The sequence below is a fragment of the Nocardioides pymetrozini genome (assembly GCF_046058985.1).
Taxonomy (GTDB): Bacteria; Actinomycetota; Actinomycetes; order Propionibacteriales; family Nocardioidaceae; genus Nocardioides.
The window spans coordinates 2,756,185-2,773,688 of sequence record NZ_CP175556.1 but is presented as its reverse complement, the minus strand read 5'-3'; the positions used below and the strand labels follow the sequence as shown (position 1 = coordinate 2,773,688).

General features: G+C 68.5%; 25 protein-coding genes. 5 read left to right on the top strand and 20 right to left on the bottom strand.

Annotation, left to right across the window (positions count from 1 at the left end; translation table 11 throughout):
• Positions 1-18 precede the first annotated feature (18 nt).
• The 3 genes from ACJ5H2_RS13655 (at position 19) to ACJ5H2_RS13645 (ending at position 3,524) form a co-directional block, all read left to right on the top strand.
• Positions 19-1,746 (top strand): AMP-binding protein, encoded by a 1,728-nt coding sequence (locus ACJ5H2_RS13655; RefSeq protein ID WP_408895958.1) that lies wholly within the window; start codon positions 19-21, stop codon positions 1,744-1,746.
• The gene (locus ACJ5H2_RS13650; protein ID WP_408895957.1) at positions 1,743-2,243 is read left to right on the top strand and encodes a peroxiredoxin; all 501 of its coding nucleotides are present in this window, start codon (positions 1,743-1,745) and stop codon (positions 2,241-2,243) included. Before ACJ5H2_RS13655 ends, ACJ5H2_RS13650 begins: the two co-directional genes overlap by 4 nt.
• A 354-nt stretch (positions 2,244-2,597) precedes the next feature.
• On the top strand, positions 2,598-3,524 hold the full coding sequence (locus ACJ5H2_RS13645; protein WP_408895956.1) for a tyrosine-type recombinase/integrase: 927 nt from the start codon (positions 2,598-2,600) through the stop codon (positions 3,522-3,524).
• Between the two features lie 86 nt (positions 3,525-3,610).
• Here the strand turns inward: ACJ5H2_RS13645 and ACJ5H2_RS13640 are convergent, their stop codons facing one another.
• The 20 genes from ACJ5H2_RS13640 to ACJ5H2_RS13545 form a co-directional block, all read right to left on the bottom strand.
• Positions 3,611-3,796: a hypothetical protein gene (locus ACJ5H2_RS13640; protein ID WP_408895954.1), complete on the bottom strand. Its 186-nt coding sequence runs from the start codon at positions 3,794-3,796 to the stop codon at positions 3,611-3,613.
• Between the two features lie 8 nt (positions 3,797-3,804).
• Positions 3,805-4,365, bottom strand: coding sequence for a hypothetical protein (locus ACJ5H2_RS13635; protein ID WP_408895953.1), 561 nt, complete (start codon positions 4,363-4,365; stop codon positions 3,805-3,807).
• Between the two features lie 10 nt (positions 4,366-4,375).
• Positions 4,376-4,708 carry a hypothetical protein gene (locus ACJ5H2_RS13630; RefSeq protein WP_408895952.1) on the bottom strand — a complete coding sequence of 111 codons (333 nt, stop codon included), beginning with the start codon at positions 4,706-4,708 and terminating at the stop codon, positions 4,376-4,378.
• Positions 4,705-5,556 carry a tail fiber domain-containing protein gene (locus tag ACJ5H2_RS13625; RefSeq protein WP_408895950.1) on the bottom strand — a complete coding sequence of 284 codons (852 nt, stop codon included), beginning with the start codon at positions 5,554-5,556 and terminating at the stop codon, positions 4,705-4,707. Before ACJ5H2_RS13625 ends, ACJ5H2_RS13630 begins: the two co-directional genes overlap by 4 nt.
• Positions 5,556-6,662: a hypothetical protein gene (locus ACJ5H2_RS13620; protein WP_408895949.1), complete on the bottom strand. Its 1,107-nt coding sequence runs from the start codon at positions 6,660-6,662 to the stop codon at positions 5,556-5,558. The genes ACJ5H2_RS13625 and ACJ5H2_RS13620 overlap by 1 nt, the downstream gene beginning before the upstream one ends.
• Positions 6,659-7,648 (bottom strand): hypothetical protein, encoded by a 990-nt coding sequence (locus ACJ5H2_RS13615; protein ID WP_408895948.1) that lies wholly within the window; start codon positions 7,646-7,648, stop codon positions 6,659-6,661. Before ACJ5H2_RS13615 ends, ACJ5H2_RS13620 begins: the two co-directional genes overlap by 4 nt.
• Positions 7,649-7,708: 60 nt before the next feature.
• Entirely contained in the window at positions 7,709-8,608 is a 900-nt protein-coding gene (locus ACJ5H2_RS13610; protein ID WP_408895947.1) for a hypothetical protein, read from the bottom strand.
• Between the two features lie 2 nt (positions 8,609-8,610).
• A complete protein-coding gene (locus tag ACJ5H2_RS13605) occupies positions 8,611-10,464 on the bottom strand; it encodes a hypothetical protein (RefSeq protein ID WP_408895946.1) in 1,854 nt (617 codons plus the stop codon).
• Positions 10,455-11,516: a phage tail tape measure protein gene (locus tag ACJ5H2_RS13600; protein WP_408899635.1), complete on the bottom strand. Its 1,062-nt coding sequence runs from the start codon at positions 11,514-11,516 to the stop codon at positions 10,455-10,457. The genes ACJ5H2_RS13605 and ACJ5H2_RS13600 overlap by 10 nt, the downstream gene beginning before the upstream one ends.
• A gap of 18 nt (positions 11,517-11,534) precedes the next feature.
• Positions 11,535-11,726, bottom strand: a complete 192-nt coding sequence (locus ACJ5H2_RS13595) for a hypothetical protein (RefSeq protein ID WP_408895945.1) — start codon at positions 11,724-11,726, stop codon at positions 11,535-11,537.
• Positions 11,727-11,743: 17 nt separating this feature from the next.
• Positions 11,744-12,193 (bottom strand): hypothetical protein, encoded by a 450-nt coding sequence (locus tag ACJ5H2_RS13590; RefSeq protein WP_408895944.1) that lies wholly within the window; start codon positions 12,191-12,193, stop codon positions 11,744-11,746.
• A gap of 106 nt (positions 12,194-12,299) precedes the next feature.
• A complete protein-coding gene (locus ACJ5H2_RS13585) occupies positions 12,300-12,749 on the bottom strand; it encodes a phage tail tube protein (RefSeq protein ID WP_408895943.1) in 450 nt (149 codons plus the stop codon).
• Positions 12,750-12,773: 24 nt separating this feature from the next.
• Positions 12,774-13,223 (bottom strand): minor capsid protein, encoded by a 450-nt coding sequence (locus tag ACJ5H2_RS13580; protein WP_408895942.1) that lies wholly within the window; start codon positions 13,221-13,223, stop codon positions 12,774-12,776.
• Entirely contained in the window at positions 13,220-13,564 is a 345-nt protein-coding gene (locus ACJ5H2_RS13575) for a minor capsid protein (protein WP_408895941.1), read from the bottom strand. The genes ACJ5H2_RS13580 and ACJ5H2_RS13575 overlap by 4 nt, the downstream gene beginning before the upstream one ends.
• 14 nt (positions 13,565-13,578) lie before the next feature.
• Complete coding sequence (locus tag ACJ5H2_RS13570; protein WP_408895940.1) at positions 13,579-13,857, bottom strand: hypothetical protein; 279 nt, start codon at positions 13,855-13,857, stop codon at positions 13,579-13,581.
• Between the two features lie 35 nt (positions 13,858-13,892).
• Entirely contained in the window at positions 13,893-14,288 is a 396-nt protein-coding gene (locus ACJ5H2_RS13565) for a hypothetical protein (protein ID WP_408895939.1), read from the bottom strand.
• A gap of 3 nt (positions 14,289-14,291) precedes the next feature.
• A complete protein-coding gene (locus ACJ5H2_RS13560) occupies positions 14,292-14,489 on the bottom strand; it encodes a hypothetical protein (protein ID WP_408895938.1) in 198 nt (65 codons plus the stop codon).
• A gap of 67 nt (positions 14,490-14,556) precedes the next feature.
• Positions 14,557-14,769: a hypothetical protein gene (locus ACJ5H2_RS13555; protein WP_408895937.1), complete on the bottom strand. Its 213-nt coding sequence runs from the start codon at positions 14,767-14,769 to the stop codon at positions 14,557-14,559.
• Entirely contained in the window at positions 14,769-15,623 is an 855-nt protein-coding gene (locus ACJ5H2_RS13550; protein ID WP_408895936.1) for a N4-gp56 family major capsid protein, read from the bottom strand. The genes ACJ5H2_RS13555 and ACJ5H2_RS13550 overlap by 1 nt, the downstream gene beginning before the upstream one ends.
• 17 nt (positions 15,624-15,640) lie before the next feature.
• Positions 15,641-16,435: a hypothetical protein gene (locus tag ACJ5H2_RS13545; RefSeq protein WP_408895935.1), complete on the bottom strand. Its 795-nt coding sequence runs from the start codon at positions 16,433-16,435 to the stop codon at positions 15,641-15,643.
• Between the two features lie 388 nt (positions 16,436-16,823).
• On the opposite strand from ACJ5H2_RS13545, the gene ACJ5H2_RS13540 reads away from it, so the two are divergent.
• Both ACJ5H2_RS13540 and ACJ5H2_RS13535 read left to right on the top strand, forming a co-directional pair.
• Complete coding sequence (locus ACJ5H2_RS13540; RefSeq protein WP_408895934.1) at positions 16,824-16,973, top strand: hypothetical protein; 150 nt, start codon at positions 16,824-16,826, stop codon at positions 16,971-16,973.
• 143 nt (positions 16,974-17,116) lie between these two features.
• On the top strand, positions 17,117-17,272 hold the full coding sequence (locus ACJ5H2_RS13535) for a hypothetical protein (RefSeq protein ID WP_408895932.1): 156 nt from the start codon (positions 17,117-17,119) through the stop codon (positions 17,270-17,272).
• The last annotated feature ends 232 nt before the right edge of the window (positions 17,273-17,504 follow it).

Here is a 17,504-nt window from a genome sequence, read left to right as displayed (position 1 = left end):
GTGGGCTTGAATAGGGGCATGGGGAAGCTCGCCAGCCAGGCCGCGGATCGGGTCAAGGACGTCGGAACCAGCCTCAAGATCCTCACCGAGTCGGGGATCGTGCGGCCCTACTCGCCGCGGGTGCTCGCCGGCATGGCCAACGCGCTGCGGCAGTGGAGCACGACGCCCGCCGGCGGGTTCAAGACCATCGCGCTGCGCATGCCGCAGCAGACCGCGATCATCGACGAGCGGGGAGCCCTGACCTTCGCCGAGCTCCAGACGCGGACGAACGCGCTCGCCCACGGACTGCGCGCCCGCGGCGTCCGCCCCGGCGACGGCGTCGCGGTCATGTGCCGCAACCACCGGGGCTTCATCGAGGCGTCCATCGCCATCAGCAAGCTCGGCGCCGACGTGCTCTACCTCAACACGGCCTTCGCCGGCCCGCAGCTGGCCGACGTGCTCGCGCGGGAGAAGCCGCGCGTCGTCGTCCACGACGAGGAGTTCACCGGCCTGCTCTCCGGCGCCGAGATCGCCGACCGCGTCCTCGGGTGGACCGATGGCGACGCCGGCGAGGCCCCCGCGGACAGCATCGAGGGCATCATCGCCGCGGCGATGGTTGCGGGGCAGACCGCCGACCTCGCGCCGCCCGCCGCCAAGGGCCGCACGATCATCCTGACCTCGGGCACGACCGGTACGCCGAAGGGGGCCCCGCGCCCGCAGGGCGGCCTGCCGGCGGCGATCTCGCTGCTGTCGCGGATGCCGCTGCGCAGCGGCTGGAAGTGCCACGTGGCGGCGCCCCTGTTCCACACCTGGGGATTCGCGCACTACCAGCTCGCGATGATGCTCGGCACGACGCTCGTCCTCACCCGCAGGTTCGACCCCGAGGACGCCCTGCGGATCCTGCGCGACGAGCAGTGCGACTCCTTCGCGGTCATCCCGGTCATGCTCCAGCGGATCCTCGCGCTGCCGGCCGAGACCCTCGACCGCTACCCGCTCCCGCACCTCAAGGCCGTCGCGTCCTCCGGCTCGGCCCTGCCCGGCGACCTGCCCACGCAGTGGATGGACCGCTTCGGCGACAACCTGTACTCCATCTACGGCTCGACCGAGGTCGCCTGGGCGTCGATCGCGTCTCCCCAGGACCTTCGCGAGGCCCCCGGCTGCGCCGGCCGGCTGCCCCACCAGACGGTGGTGCGGATCCTGGACGCCGAGGGCCGCGAGGTCCCGGTAGGGGAGTCGGGACGCATCTTCGTCGGCAACAGCCTGCAGATCGAGGGCTACACCGGGGGCGGCGGCAAGGAGGTCATCGACGGCCTGATGTCCTCCGGTGACGTCGGACGCTTCGACGCGGAGGGTCGGCTCTACGTCGAGGGCCGCGACGACGAGATGATCGTCTCCGGGGGAGAGAACGTCTTCCCCAAGGAGGTCGAGGACTGCCTCGCGACGCACGAGCGGGTCGCCGAGGTCGCCGCCATCGGGGTCGAGGACCCCGACTTCGGCAAGCGCCTGCGCGCCTTCGTCGTCCGCACGCCCGGCACGGAGCCGGTCACCGCCGAGGAGCTCAAGGACCTCGTCAAGCAGAACCTCGCCCGGTTCAAGGTGCCGCGCGAGATCGTCTTCCTCGACGAGCTGCCGCGCAACGCCACCGGCAAGGTGCTCAAGCGGGAGCTGGCCTCCCTGGAGCCCGCGGCCGACGCCGCGGAGGCTGCCGACGCGGAGGTGGACGGGGACGCGGATGCGCGGCCCGCGTCGACCGAGTCGACCCGGTGAGGCCCGACGTGGCGGGACCCGCCAGCGCGGCCCTCGGGATCGAGATCGGGGGTCTCGCGCCCGACTTCACGCTGCGCGACCAGTTCGGCCAGGACGTCACCCTGTCGTCGTACCGGGGAGCCAAGGCGGTGGCCCTGGTGTTCTACCCGTTCGCGTTCAGCGGCGTGTGCAGCGGTGAGATGCACGGCATCCGCACCCGGCTCGACGAGTTCCTCACCTTCGACACCGAGGTGCTGGCGATCTCCTGCGACCCCGTCTACGCCCTGCGCGCGTTCAGCGACGCCGACGGACTCAACTTCGGGCTGCTGAGCGACTTCTGGCCGCACGGCGAGGTCTCGCGCGCGTACGGCGTCTTCGACGAGCGCGGCGGCAGCCCCGAGCGCTCGTCGTACGTCGTGGACAAGGCCGGCCGCCTGACGTGGGCCGTGCACAACCCCAAGCCGGCCGCCCGCAGCGCCGACGACCTGCTCGCGGCCCTGCGCGCCGCCGCCGGCTAGGCAGATCGGCCCGTCCGCCTAGTCCATTTGGATCATTTTTCAACCATTTTGCCCGGAGTGGTTGGATCGGCCGGATCCGGCGGCTAGTGTTCTCGTTGTCGAACCGCTGGTGACCCGAGACGCCAGCGGTTCGGCTCATTTTTCCGGGCGTTTCGGCCCGCGGCCGGCGCTTCGGTACGCTGTCCCGGCTTCGGGCGTATAGCTCAGCGGTAGAGCTCTGGTTTTACAAGTATCCGTTCTCCCCAGGTGCGAACTTTTCTTTGCACTTCGCGCGCTGACCTGCGACGATGGTGGCGAAGTGTCGAGCGCTTCGCAGTGCTGGCACTAAGCACACCGTTGGGAGAACTGATAACTGTGGACCGTCCCTTTACGCCAGAACCCGGCGACGAACGCCTGTGGGGGGGGCTCCTGGCCTCCTGGTTCCTCGCCCTCGAATCGGACAACAAGTCGCCCAAGACCATCGAGAACTACCGATGGGGCCCGGTCCAGCTGGCTCACTGGCTGCAGTCCAAGGGCCAAGACGACGACGTGCAGGCCCTCACCCCGGAACTGATCCGAGCCTGGCTCGTCCACCTCATCGAAACCCGGAGTCCCAACACGGCCCGGTCCCGCTATGTCGCCCTTCGGCAGTTCGTCAAGTGGTGCATCGATGAGGGCGAGCTGGACGCCGACCCCATGACGAACATCAAGCAGCCCAGCGTCCCCGAACAGCCGATGGCGATGGCCGCGGGCGACGTGGTGCGCGCCCTCCTGGCTACGTGCTCGAGCAACGACTTCGCAGACCTTCGAGACAGGGCGATCATCAGCCTGTTTGCTGACACCGGGGTCAGGCTGACCGGCCTCACCGATCTGCGGGAATCCGACGTGAACCTGCACGACCGGACCGCCCGGGTGCGACTCAAGGGTGGGCGGCACATCCTCATCCCACTCGGCGCCACCACGGCGCGAGCCATCGACCGCTACCTGCGTGCAAAGCGGAAGCGTCCGTACGGAGACCGGGACTGGCTGTGGATCAGCGCCACCAACAAGGGGCGATTCACCACCAACGGAGTGCAGCAGATGTTGAAGCGCCGCAGCCGGAAGGCCGGCGTCCGAGTGCACCCGCACATGTTCCGCCACGGCTTCGCGCACGAGTGGCTGTCGGCAGGTGGGTCCGAAGGTGACCTGATGGAGCTGATGGGATGGAGGTCGCGACAGATGCTCACGCGATACGCCGCAGCCACCCGATCCGAGCGGGCCCGGGCAGCGCATCGACGGTTCTCCCCGATGGACAATCTCTAACGGCCCCAGGACGGGCTACTGGCCCCGGAACGACAGAACGCCCCACAGGATGCCTAGACGGCGCCCTGCGGGGCGTTCTCACATGCTCAGGGGGTCGGGGTGACCCGGCGTCGTACGACGAACGCCAGGCCCGCGTTGACAACCGCCAGAATCGCGGCGATCTGCAGGTCCGACAAGTTCACGCCGAACGCCACCAGCAGGGCCAGCACGGACCCCACCAGAGTGGCCACCAGGACCGGCTCGCGCCGGACACGCTCGAGGAATGCGGACATGGTGTCTCCTATCGCTTGGGGAGGTCCCGCAGGCCCTCCCGGATCTTGTTGACCCGCCGCGTCTTGCCCTTCGTCTTGGCGGCGCGCAGCACCTCGCGCAGCTCCTTGCGCAGCTCCTTGAGGCGCGTCACAGCGCGCTCAACCCGCCACAGCGGCCACGGCTTCGTGGAGTCGTAGCCGCTCGTGCCCACCGACACATGCAGGTGCTTCGTGTGCGGGTTCGCCCCCGAGTACGGGCGCCAACCCTCGCGGAGCCGGTTCGCGCTGATGATCCGGCGATTCCAGATCACATAGGCGTCCGACCCCAACGCGGGATGCTTGTGCAGCAGCGCCGCCAGCCGGCGCGCGAGGTCGTGGCAGTCCAGACCGCCAGCAGGGTCGTGGGTGAAGTCGCGCGCCCGGACCACACCGACGCCACGAACGTCCTTCACCCAGGGGTTGTGGTCCGAGTTGCGGGAGGCGTGGGCGGCGTCACCGATCCACCCGTCCGACACCCTCGAACGGTTTGGGGCGTGCTGGTTGACGGTCACCAGCAGGATCTGCAGCGACCGCGCTTCGCGGTACGACATGGGTCTCCGATCAGAGGAAGGGAAAACGGCGGCGCTCCTGGCGCTCCAGCCGGTCGAACAGATGCGCCTCCGTGCGAGCGGAGGCGGTGAGGTGGTCGCGGAACTCCTGCCGCAGCAGGGCGATGGCCTCGCCCTGGTCCTGCTGGCGGGTCTCGATGCGGTCCAGAGAGTCTTTGACGTGCGACCCCCCGTTGTTCGTCGTGAGGGTCGCGCGCACCTTCTCCGTGTTGCCCGCCGCCACCTGCGCCTCGCGCTTGGCCTTCGCGGACTGGAAGGCGTTGTACGCCGTCAGGCACATGATGAAGAACCCCGCCACCGCGGTCCCGGCGCTCTCCCAGGTCATGGCGTCGCCTCCAGGGCATCCAGTCGCGCAGCGATGGCATCCAGTTGCGCCTGCTGCGACTTCACGACAGCCAGTAGCGCCACAGACATGCGGTCGTACTGGATGGCGTCGGGGCGTCCCTGGTCGTCGTACTCCACGAACTCGCTCAGGCCGGCGGCGTGCAGTTCCTCAGCGATGAACCCGACATGCCGCTTCGCGTCCGGGTCGCCCTCATCGCGGCGGTCCACCCATGTGCGGCCACGGAGCTGGAGCACCGCGGCAGGGTCCACCTCGGCGTCCTCCACCTCAGCCTTGTACCGAAGGGACGATGTGACACGGGAGAGCAGCCCGTTGTCCTCGAGCCGCGCATTGGCAGCAGAGGACGTAGTGCCGTGCCCGATGAACACGCCAGCGTTGCCGCCCAACCCAATCTGCACCTGACCAGTGGGGCCCGCGGTCAAGAACAAGCCGGTGATGCCGTGGACCTTCGCCGTGCCCCCCGATGCCTCAAACAGGCCGCTGGCTCGCAGGCCGTCCGCCCCGGTCCGGGCAACCAGGATCGGCGCGCCCTCGTGGTCCATGACAAGGGCGCCGGTCCCGAAGTAGTCGAGAGTGCCAGAGGCGTACATGTCACCCAGGTAGGTGCTGAGGTTGTCCACGTCGCCGGCAATGTCCTCGGGGAACGACACCCAAACACTGCCCCCGTCGCGGAGGATCACGCTGCCGCCTCCTGACACCACGAAGTCGCCTTCGGTGACAGAGAGCTGTTGCCGGCGCAGCGACGCCGCGGTGAGGGCGCGCACCTGCTGCTCGAGGTCTCGGATCTGCTGCACCAGATCCTGCTGCTTCGCGCCCTGAGGGGTAGCCACTACTCGTCTCCAAAGATCAGTTCGATGGACTCGTGTGTGCCCTTCTGCGATGCCGTCACCCGGCAGCCGACAGGGCGCACAGTCACGTCCGTGTTGACGTGCCACGAGTCGCGCAGCTTGATCCGCACCGGCTCCCCGATGCGGTTGGGGTTCCATCCCGACTCGCCCACCGTGACGGTGTACGAGTTCGTGACCGGGGCGCCACCCAGGTTCGCGGCGTTCGCGTTCGCGTAGCCGTCGAGAGTCGCGGCGTCCGTAACGCCGGGACGGTCCTCGGTGTGGTCCAGCAAGGGCCACCCGGCCTCCAGCAGGTCCGTGCGTTCCACGACCTGCGACAGGGCCGGGTCCACCTGCTGGCCTACGTTGCCGTTCGGGGCGTCGCCCCGAGTCTGGAACGAGGTTCCCCCCGCGGTGCCGTCAGCGAGCGACGACCAGTCCGTGATGGACCCCGAGCCGTTCGCAGTCCGGTGGAACACCAGCTGTGCGGTCTCAGCGCCGAGCCGGTTCGCCACCCGAAGGCGCTTCACCCGCTGGCCGTTCTCGTCCAACGACACGTCGATGGTGTGCTCCGGGCCGTTCTCGAGGTCCCCCATGTCCTCGATCAGCTTCCCGATGAACGACTGGTCCGCTGCCAGATAGGTGCGGTCGTGCAGGTTCCCGGTCGGCTGGTCCTCGGCAAGCACGCCGATGTTGCCCTCTGGTCGGGACTGCAGCCACCGCCACAGGTCGGGGATGATGATCCCGGCGTCCGTCTGGCTGTAGGTCTTGTTCTCCCGCAGGATCCGGCGATGGGCGTACGAGTCGAACGTCGTTCCCGACAGGTCGAGGTTCACCGACCCGCGGGGGCCTTGGTAGGGCCGGGCGTTCCACAGGACCCCGCCCCACCAGGCCACGTTGTTCCGGAGCACGTACAGCGCAGCGCGGCCCGCCAACTGGTGGACCAGGCGCGCGGTTTCGATCTGCTGCGAGCTGGCCGCGGAGAACTTCGCCTGCAGCGGACCGGGGCGGCTGATGCGACGCTCGTACGTCACGCCGTCAAGGGGCAGGTCCGCGATCAGCCGGTCGGTTCGTAGGTCGCACAGCAGGTATCGGTACGCGGCGCTCATGCCGTGCGGTGGAACGTGAAGCTGGAGTGCGGCGAGTTCACCCGGTAGTCACCAGTCGAAGCCGTGCCAGCACCCTGGACCTTGACTGTGTGGTTGCCGGCGCTCAGGCCGGTAAAGACGTACTCCTTCGTGACCGTGCACCGGGAGTTGATGCCGGGCGCCTGGTACACCATCTGCGCGGCAGCAGCCGCGCCATCCATGACCACGGTGCCGACGAAGATGTTTCCCGCGGTGGCGGTGGCGATCCGCTCAACGTCAAGGCTGACCGAGACCACGTAGATACCGCTGGTGCCAGCGGACACGAAAGACTTGGTGAGGCCGGGAACGTCGGCGCTCGTGCCGGACGTGGTGAGGGCCGCAGTGCTCACGACCTGCGAATGCTCCGAGCTGGCGATGGCGCGCCAGCCCGCAGGGGTCCCAACCTTCACCTCGAGCAGGTCGAGGTCCGTCCGGTAGACGACCTGTCCGAGCTGTGCCCCGAGGGCATCGCGCTCGGTGGCGGTCGCTACAGGGACGATGCCGCCGAGGGCCGACGTGTAGACGCGTCGGTCGGTGCCGAGGTTGCCCGCGACCAGTCCGCCCGTGCCGGTCGAGGCGCCCGCGGGGACGTTGATGTTTCGCAGCGCGATGGTGGTGGCGGGCAGGGCCGGCTGGCCGGCGCCCGGGGTGCCCTCCACGATCAGCACACGCATGTCGGTGAAGCCCGAGCCGTCCGAGGCCGTGTCGCGGACCTGAGCCACCACGGTGTCCACTCGCGCCAAGGTCGCGTGACCCGGGGAGACGGCCAGCACCTTCGCGGCGTCCAGCACGACCGGATAGCCGCCCTGTGCAGCCGATGCCGCCGACACCCACGCCGTGAACGGCTGGACCGTGACGCCCATCGTTCCACTGTTGATGGACACCGCACCGCCACCGTCCGGGCGCAGGCCGGTGCGAGCCAGCCCGTTGCCGGAAGGCAGCAGGGCGAGCGCGTCAGAGCGCCGCATCCGGGCCGCAGTGTCCTGGCCGTTCGTCAGCCGGGTTGCGTACTCAGCCACAGCAGTGCCTCACATTCGTGTGTCGTGATAGGAGACCTGGACCGTGCCGGTGCCGGACTCGGCAGCCAGGGAGAGCGTCGAGACGCCCACCGGGATGCGGCATACGTCCACGGGGTCAGAGGTCGTGGTGATCGTGGTCAGTCGGTCCGCGCTGCTGTCGCCATTCAGAAAGGCGGTGCCCGCGGCGGTGTCCACCACCAGGGTTTCGCCCTCCACGAGCGTGATCCCGAAGCCGAGGATCCAGTCCGGTCCAACGATGGAGGGATTCGTCAGCGGCCCCGCGAAGGTCGCCACGAACGGTGCGGGCACCCCGCCATCGTTCGCGACGCTGAACGAGCCCGATGCCGGCACCCCGTAGGTCAGCGGGTAGGTGAGCGGATAGGTCAGACCACCCGAACCGCCTGACAGGCTGCCGGAGCCAAGACGTTCGGTCAGCGAGTAGCGGAACGGGTCAGCACACACCCACTGGATGGAGCACTCAATCGGCGCATGCCGAAAGTGCACCTCCTGTGGGACGTTCCGACCGATCACGCGCGCGTTGCGCAGCCACGGCCCCGCCCCATCGTTCACGACCAGAGGCCGCTCCACGCCGTCCATCGGCGTCCACCGCTCGATGGCGTCCAACGCCAGCAGCTTCGCCTCCGGCGTACCGCGCAACAGGAAGGTGAACGTCACCACCGCGGCATCCGCAAAGACGGTGCCCGGTGACGCGCCATGCCCCTGTGGGCGCGGCGCGTCACCGATCTGCGCCTGCGGGTGATCCCGCCAGCCAACGATGTTTCGCCAGCCAGCAGGGGTGCCGCTGCCGAGCAGCATGGGTCCGAACTGCACCTGACCTGGAGAGGTCACCAGAGCCCCGGGGGCGCCGGTCTCATCAACCGGGATGCCACCCGTTTCGGGATACGCCATCGTCACCCTCTCGAAAGGCCCATGAACCACAGGCGCTCAGCCAGCGTCTCGGCAGATTCGCCCGGCTGCTGGACCACCTGGCCAACCAGGGGCGCCTGCCGGCCTGGAGCGAAGTCCTTCTTCTTGTCCTTCTTGCTCTTCGGCCCGCTGCCCCCGCCGTTGTTCCCGGGACCCTGGCCCTGCGGCTTTACCGAACCGCTGAGCAGCGCTGCGGGATCCACCTTGATGCCCAGCGCAGCCACCAGGGCCTCGGCCATCTGGAGGCCGATCTGCGTCGCGACGCTCGCCAGGTAGTCGGCCTGTGACTGCAGGCCCGCGGCGGTGTTCACGGCCATGTCCACGCCGGCCTGGTACAGGTGCTTGGACGCGTCCGACGCCAGACCTGCGGAAGCGGTCTTGATCTTCCCCTGCAGATCCGCGATGGCAGCCACCGACGCGTCGTCCTTCACGAGCGCGTCAGCGATGGCCCCGGCCCGGTCCACGCCGTCCTCCAGCATCTGCTGGTAGGAGGTCTCGTCCAGGCCCTTCTCGAGCAGCTTGGCCATGTTCTCGCGGAACTTCACGATTGCGTCGTACCGCGCTTGCATGCCCGCGACCATGCCCTTGGCGTCCGTCGCCCCGTCGGCGGCAGCTGTCAGCGACGCGTACGACAGAGTGGACTCGTTCACGCTGTCGTAGAAGCCGTCCCGAAGCTGGATCGCGGCCTCAACGGCTGCGGTCGCCTGGTTCAGCTTCTCGGCCACCTCGGCGCGCTGCGCGGCGATCTTGAGACCACGCTGGTACTGCGCCCTGACGGCTTCCTCGACCTTGGCCAGGCGCTTCTTGCCGAGATCCTTGGTCACGTCCCGCAGCAGCTTGCGCAGGTTCGGGATGCCGTCCGTGATCCCGTCGATCAGACCGCCCATGATCAGGCGACCGTTCTTCCGCAGGATCTTCTTGTCCGTCTGCGGGGGACCCTTCCAGCTGGTCAGCTTGTTCGTGATCCCCTGCAGGGTGCCCTTGAGGTCACCGATCTTGTCCTTGATGCCGTCGATGAGACCGCTCAGCACCTTCTTGCCGGCGTCCCGGAGGATCGAACCCAGGTCGCCCAGGGCGCCGAGGATCCGGCCCGGGAGGCCGGACACGTAGGTGACCAGTGCGCCCAGCTTCTTGGTGGCAGCGGACTTGGCGTTGCCGAACCACTCACCGATCTTGCCGGGAATGGAGGCCAGGACGGAGAACCCGGCCTTGATGCCGTTGATGTATCCGACCACCACGGCCTTGATCGCGGACCAGACCTTGCCGGTGACGGCCTTCACCTTGTCCCAGTGCTTGATGATGAGCCCGGGGCCGGTGAAGTTCAGGAACAGGTTCTTGAGGAAGTCGAACGCCTTGACCACTGCGCCCTTGACGGCGCCGAACACGGCGACCGTGGCGGACTTGATGGCCTCCCAGGCGCCGGTCACGATGGACCGGAAGGTCTCCGACTTCTTCCACGCCAGCACGACGGCGGCGACCAACGCCACGATGGCGGCGATGGCGATTCCCAGCGGATTCGCGGTCATGGCCAGGTTCAGGGCCCACTGCGTGGCAGCCCACACCTTGGTGGCGGCGCTGATGAGCATCGTGGACCGCAGCCAGGCAGCCATGCCGCCCGCAGCAGAGACGGCCAGGACGGCGGCGTGCGCCATCGTGACCGCCGTCAACGTCCCGACGACCGCGGCCAAGGTGATCGCGACCGCCTTGTGCTCCGACAGGAAGCCAGTGACCGACTGGACCGCCGAACCCACCGCAGACAGAGCAGGGCCCAGGGACGAGTTCAACGCGCCCGACCACTCGGTGACCTTCGGCAGCACGCTGCCGCCGATCAGGTCCACGAACCCGGTCTGGATGCCGCGGGTGAACGCGGACAGGTTGGACGACGACCGTTGTCCGAAAGGGTCTTGCCCATCCGGTCCGTGGCGCCCTGCCAGTCCTTCATCCCCTTGCCGCCGGCCTGCAGCGACTTGAGGAACTTCGGAATGTCCTTGGTGCCCAAGTCCTCGAGCGGCGTACCGAACAGGGCGATAGCCGCCTGTGACCGAGCGGCGGGGTCCTGGATCTTGAGCAGACCCTGTACCACCTGATCGAACGCCCGGGACGCGGTGCTCCCGCCCGCCAGGAGGTCGTTCGAGACCTTGCCGGCGTCCAGGCCGATGGCGCCGAGAGCATCCGACGTGAGCTTGGAGCCATCCGTCGCGCGGATGGTGAACTCCTTGATGGAGTCACCCATCTTGTCGATGCCGTACATGCCCTTGCCGGCGCTGTTCGCCAACAGGGCCATGGCCTGCGGGCCCTTGATGCCCAGCGAGTTGAAGAACTGGCCGTACTCGTCCGTGGCGTCCAGCACGTCCTCGCGGAGCTGCACCGGCACCTTGGACAACGCCTTGCCCAGCAGGTCCATCGCGGACACGCCGTCCTTGGCCATGCCGTTGGCCACCATGTTGCCGGCGACCTGGCTCGCGCGAACCACGTCCACACCCAGGGTCTGCGCCAGCACCAAGGCCGACTTCGTGGTCTTGACCAGCTCAGCCTCGGTGGCGTTCCGCATGCCCTTGATGGACGACATGACCGCCTCGAGCGCGGTATCCACGTGCTCCGCGGACTCGCCCCACCCATCGGCGTACAGCTGGCCGGAAGCCTCGCCTGCGCGGGCAGCCTGCTCCTTGGTGAGGTCGAGCGCCGCGACCACGCGGTCCCGGGACGGCTCGAGGTTGATGGCCCCAGCCAGGCCGGCACCGAACGCGACACCCGCGCCGACACCGATCCCGGCCAGAGTCTTGCCCCAGGCGCCGCCCTTGCCCTCGAAGAACGAAGTCAGCTTGTCGGCTGACGCCTCCGCGGGGGAGGTGTCGAGACCGACATACCCCACCAGCTCACCGATGGACATGGCCACGGGCGCGTCTCCTTACCTCAGGGCAGCCTCACGCAACGCGGCGCGCTCTGCGGGGTCGTGCAGCGTCTTGGGCTTGTCGGCCCACTCGCGTGCAAACCGGGACCGGCTCGAAAGGCCGATGAGCAGGGTGTGGAACTCCTGCAGCGACAGGCACGCCAGCTCGGCGGCGGACATGTGGTACTCGCGACGGAAGTCGGCTACCACCAGCGCCCACCGCTTCATCACGAACCGCCAGAACTCTTCCGCTTGCGCTTGTTCCGGCGTCGGGAAGGGTCCTGGTCTGCGGCGGCGTCTCCCTTGGCCACCTCCGCGGCCACCTCAGCGAGAGTGACCTTCTTGCCGGCCAGGACGCGGGGCGCCCAGGCGAGCAGGACACGGAACTGGTCAATGTCCACGCCATCGCTGGCCATCTGCTCGTAGGAGTCCTGGCCGAACAGGATGGCGACCAGCTTGGTCACGTCCTTGTCGCGCTTGGACGACTGGAGCCGGCGCGCCTCGAACTCGAACTGGAGGGGCAGCGCCGGGGGCAGGGTGTAGCTGCGGCCACCGAGCTTGAACGAGTGGGCGCGGCGGTTCTGGCTGTTCCAGAACGCGTCCATGTCCTCGTACAGGTCGTCCTCGGACTCGTCCACGTCGGGGGTCTCGAGGTCGTCAACGGGGTTGGTCTCCATGATGGAGTCCTCCTATGTGCGGGGTGCGGGATGGCGGGAAAAGCAGCAGGGCCCCCGGTCCCGCGTCCGGAGGCCCTGCTGGTCAGGGGTGATCTGTCAGCGCAGATCAGGGGGTGACGGCCACCTCGGTGGCGGCACCCGAGCGGGTGAACGTCGCGCCCCAGCTGGTCTTGTCGTTGTTGCCGCCGCCCTGGTTGGCGAGCGACACCCACGCAGTCCAGACGACCCACTCGGTGTCGTCCTTGTGGCGGAACCGGATGCCGCCCAGGGAGTCATCCCCGACCTTCGCGGCAAGGGCCTCGGTCGCGGCCTGGCCGGCGTCGGGCGTGGTGCCGTTGCGGACCCGCTTGCCCTCGAGGGACAGCGAGGCGCCGCGCTGCATCGCCTGCGACTCGGCCTGTCCGTTCGAGTCGAACACGGTGGTGTCGGCGGATTCCTCGTTCTCCGAGGGGTTGAGGTCGAACGACTCGAGGCCACCGATCTTGGCCCACACCGGGGTCACGATGGTGGGGTCCTCGGACGCCTCGAAGATGTAGTCGCGTGCGTTGATCTGCATGTGCCTGTGTTCCCTTCCGGGGGTCTAGAACGGTGGCGCTGGCTCCACCGCCAGCTGGTAGTTGCGGACGTACTCAGACCGTCCATTGGCGTCCTGGCCGAGCGGCTGCGCCTCGGACTGGAGGGCGTGGCAGTCCTGCAGGAACCAGGCGTCACCCGGCAGCCAGCGGGGCCGCGGGCCATCGGGCGTGAACTGCAGGGCGTCGAAGCACGCCCGGTCCAGGTCGAGCGCAGCCAGGGGATCCTCGGCGCGCACACGCACCTGGAGACGCGGGTACTCCCAGCCGTTGCGAGAGTCCGGCTCAGGGCCACCCGGGTAGGTGGTCACCGTGATGGCCGGCCCATCTGAGTCGGGGGACAGTGCGACCGTGATGGGCACCATGTCCGGGTTCAGAACGCGGTCCGTGGCGTAGTCGCCAACGCCCGCGGCGGCAAGCGCGAGGGCGACGCCCTCAACCACAGCCGGCGCCGTCACCGCAGTTCCTGACTGATGGCCGTTGCGACGATCTTGCCGACCGTCTCACGCTCCGAGGCCAGAGTGTTCTCCAGCCACTTCGCCTGACCTTTGCCGTGATGGTTCAGGGTCAGATCCTCGTGCTGCTTCACGGCGTACGGCGTGTCATACGACACGACGCCCCGGACGCCCTTGCCGGTGACCTGCACGCCCGTGCGCCCCGACCGCTCCAGCGTGCCCTCGTCGTGCGGGACGTGCTTGTTGGCCTCGGTCAGGACATGCTCAACCGCGAGGGCCACGCCCTGCTTGGCGCCCTTGCGGACGCCTCGCACAGCCTTGCCCAGGTCGATGTTCACGGTCACGGTGCCGGCTCGCCTCATTCGCAGATCACCTCTGTGTGCTGCGGCGTCCCCAACCCGCCGTCGTCGTGCGGGATGCACAGAATGACGGTGGTGGTGTCGCCGTTGTGGGTGACCTGGCTGCCTGCCGGCACCTGCCCGAAAGCCTCCAGCGGCGCGTACAGCGTCAAGCTGGACACGCGCTCGTTGCCGTCCGGGCCTCGAACCTGCCGGACTCCGCCCTGCGCCATGCACTGCAGGGCGAACGGGGCGCCGTAGATCGGGCCGGTGGAGGATCTGCCGGCGTACGGCTTCACGGTGACAGAGTGGACCAGGAAGCGGGCAGGTAGCCTCACCGCTGGATCACCGTCACCTTGCCAACCGTCCGCAGTGCGAGCAGCGCCGGCCCCGGGACGGGGATGCCGTCCACGGTCACGGTCTCATCGGTGGTTCCGCGGCCCGAAAGGGACACGTTCCCGATGCCGACCGAATCCCACTGCTGAGTCCCACCAGCCTGCAGGACGCCCGTAGCGTCCGCTTCGGCAGCGATGGCACACGTGGCATCCGCCATGGCTTCGGTCACGTCCGGGTTGGTCGGAACGCCCGAAGCGTCCACGTCGTACACCACCGCGGTCAGCAGCACGTCCACGACCCTCGAGGCGATCCGCAGCAGCGCGTCCACGTTCGCGGGAGCGGTGCCACCCGTGTAGGTGGCGTACTGCCCACTGGTTGCGTACACGCGCGCCATCGGTCAGCCTTCGGAGTCGTCGGGGTCAGGATCCCCGGTGGGGTCCTCGTCCTGGTGCGCGTCGGTCACGTCGTACGTGTCCGGGTCGTCCAGGAAGTAGAGCAGCATGTCCTCGTCGTTGGTCTCGGCCTCGCCGTTGACGAACACGACGGGGCCAACCTGCCCGGTGAACGGGCCGAGCCTGTGGCTGATGTGCGCCACGGTGGTGCCTCCCAAATCGGGTGAGCACCCGGCTGACAGGATTTGAAGCTGTCAACCGGGTGCGTGGTCACTCAGCGTCCAGAGCCTCAAGCGCGGCGATGAACTCGTCACGCGACTCTGGCAGGGACTCGGGGTCCTCGTCGCCCACCACGTTGGTGAGGTAGGCGTCCACCAGCTGCTCGTCCGTCAGGTCCGCGTAGGGAGACGGGTCCGGGGCCGGCTGCTCAGCTTCGGCAGCCTCCCGGTCCTCTCGGTGGCGACGGTAGAAACCGACGCTCATCAGGCAGCCGCCAGGGTCAGCACGCAGACGCCCTTGTCGTTCAGGCGCTTGACCGCGTAGTGCGCGGTCGTGCTGATCACGTCGGTGCGGGCCAGCTGGTCGCGACCCTTCTCGGCACTCGGGCGCTTCTTGTGGAGCAGGCCCAGTGCACCGCGCTTGATGATCAGCACCTTCTTGGCCGCCACGCGGTCGGTGACGAACACGGCGACGCCGGCGACGGCACCGATCTGGCCGCGGGCGATGGCGGTCCCGGTCGAACCGAGCTTGTCCGCGCTGATGAAGTTCGCGTCACGCATGAGGTCGGCCTGCTGTGCGCTGTTGATGTAGATGCCCGCGAAGTCCTCGGGCGCCCACTCGTCACCGAACTTGGCGATGGCGTCCACGATCCGGTCCCACGACAGCGTGGTCTGGCCGGCGCTCGCGTTGTGCGACAGCGGGAGGCCGCCGCCCTGCGCGGTCTCGTCGGCCTGCGCGCAAGCGATGAGGTCGGCGTCCACCTTGCGGGCGTTCATGATGCCGAACTGGCGGGCAGCCTCGGCCTCGGGGTCACCGAGGGAGACCAGCCGCGCCTTGTCGGTAATCTCGACAGCCTTGCCAACCTCCTTGATGGTGGCCGTGGCAGACGAGGTTGACATGGGCGCCGGGACCAGGGCGACGGTCTCGGACAGCTCGTCCAGCTCCCCGATCAGGCCCCACTTGGGGAAGGTCACGGTGTCGCCCGGGGAGCCCTCGAGCGTCGGGGACTCCACGACGGCAGCGGAGCCGGCGACGCGGACGGCGCCAGTGAACGCGGCCTGCGCGGTGTCCTCGTAGACCTCGGGAACGAACACGTTGGCAGAGGTGGTCTGAGTCATGCTTGATGCCTCTCGGGTCAGTTACCGGCGAGTCGCCGGTACAGGTCGGGGTTGGTACGGAACAGCTCGGACTTGTCGCGATACGACATGGCGTCGAACTGCTCCTTGGTGACAGCGCCGTCCGGCTCTGCAGGCCCCTGGCCCGATCCGGCTGCACCGCCGCGCGCAGGCACCTGGCCCTTGGCGCGGAGTGTGGCGTTCTTGCTCACCGCATCCTTGATGGCCTCAGCCACCTTGGTGCGGTAGTCCTCCGCGGACGGGTCCAGCCCGTGCAGGGAGGTGGTGAAGGCGCGCGAGTCGAGCAGTGCCACGGCGTTCGCCTGGTGCTCGCCGGCCAGCTCGTGGACCAGCAGCTCGGCGCGGACCTGTGCCAGCTCGGCGCGGGCCTGTGCCAGCTCGGCGCCGAGGGACTGGACCTGTCCAGTCAGCTCGGTGACCTGTGCGGCGGGGTCCTCGGGGGCGTCCTTCGGGGCGACACCGAGAGCCTGCGCGATGTTGGCCAGCAGATCCTGCTGCGCCTGCTGCGCGTCGGCCAACTGCTTCTGCAGGGCGTTGCGCTCGGTGCGGTACCGGGCAGCCTGCTGCCTGGCCCGCTTGTCCCCGTCCTCGCCCTGGTCGGCGGGGTCCTCGTTCGCGGGATCCGGCGTCGGGTCCTCCCCGCCATCCGGGTCAGGGTCGCCTGCGGCGGGATCCGCGGCAGGGTCTGCCTCCATGGACCAGCCGGCGAACCGGGCGTGGTTCCGCGCGAAGGTGTCAGCGAGCCATGCGGCCTGCTCGGGGTTAAGCGAAGGGGTGGTGTGCTCCTGGCTCACGCATCCGCCTTTCAAATGCAGGAAGCCACAGCGCCTGGCTGTGGCTTCGCGGGATGGTCTCTGTGCGGGTCTCCCCACTGTGTCACCCACCGTACGACAGTTCGCGCGAACTACGCAAGAAATAGTGGGACAAAGTGTTGACCGGAGGCGCTTGGTGCGCGAGAATAGAGACACCCCGGAGGGACCGGGGCAGAGAGGGGAAAGCGATGGAACTCATGGTTCAGATCGTGGCCATCGCAGCGGGCCTCTCCGTTACCGCCCGGAACGCGGCAGAGTTGATCCGACTCTGGCGCGACCGCAAGCGGGACGGATAGCCCGGAGCCGGGGGGTAGAGAAAGTACCCCCCGGCTCGCCCCTCGAGTGTACGACCAGAGGAAGGATGGACGCCATGAACGCACTGTGGATGGCGGTCGCGCTGCTCGTGCTCGCGCTGCTGCTGCAGGTCGGTGGAGTTGTCGCGTTCGCGTGGCCCGTGTGGGCGGTGCTCGCTGTCGCGGTCGCCACGGGGGCAGCGGTGGCGTGGGCCGCTCGGCGCTAAGCGCCGAAGGATACTCCTAGCGAGGGCGATTCTTGCGGCGACACGCCTTGTGTCGGAGCCCTCTCCTATGGTCTCGACCAAGCCCGATGGACGGGCTCGCGGTCACCCGGAGAGAGGACCAGTGACGATGGATGCCGCACACCATGCGCCCCAACCAGTACGAGCAGGAGTTCCACCTGCAGCAGGCTGCACTGCAGGAACTGCGTGACCACGCGCACCGCCTGATGGGTGGTCTGCCGTGGATCACGGACGACGTAGCCGAAGTGGTGGCGTCGATCAACGAGCTAGCGGAAGGATGAGCGGATGGAGACCGCCCAGCCAGTCACCCACTGCCACGCCGATGGGGCGGGTCCGTGCCTTGCATCGGATTGCCCCATCGCGGGCCAAGGTCCGCTGCGAGGCCACCTCCGGCCCTGCCTCGGGGCCCACGGCTCACAGCACCCAGCGGAGGGATGAGCGGATGGCGGTGTCAACGCTAGTCACCGTGTGGTGCAACGCCTGTGGTACGTGGGAGTTCACAGGAGACACCGC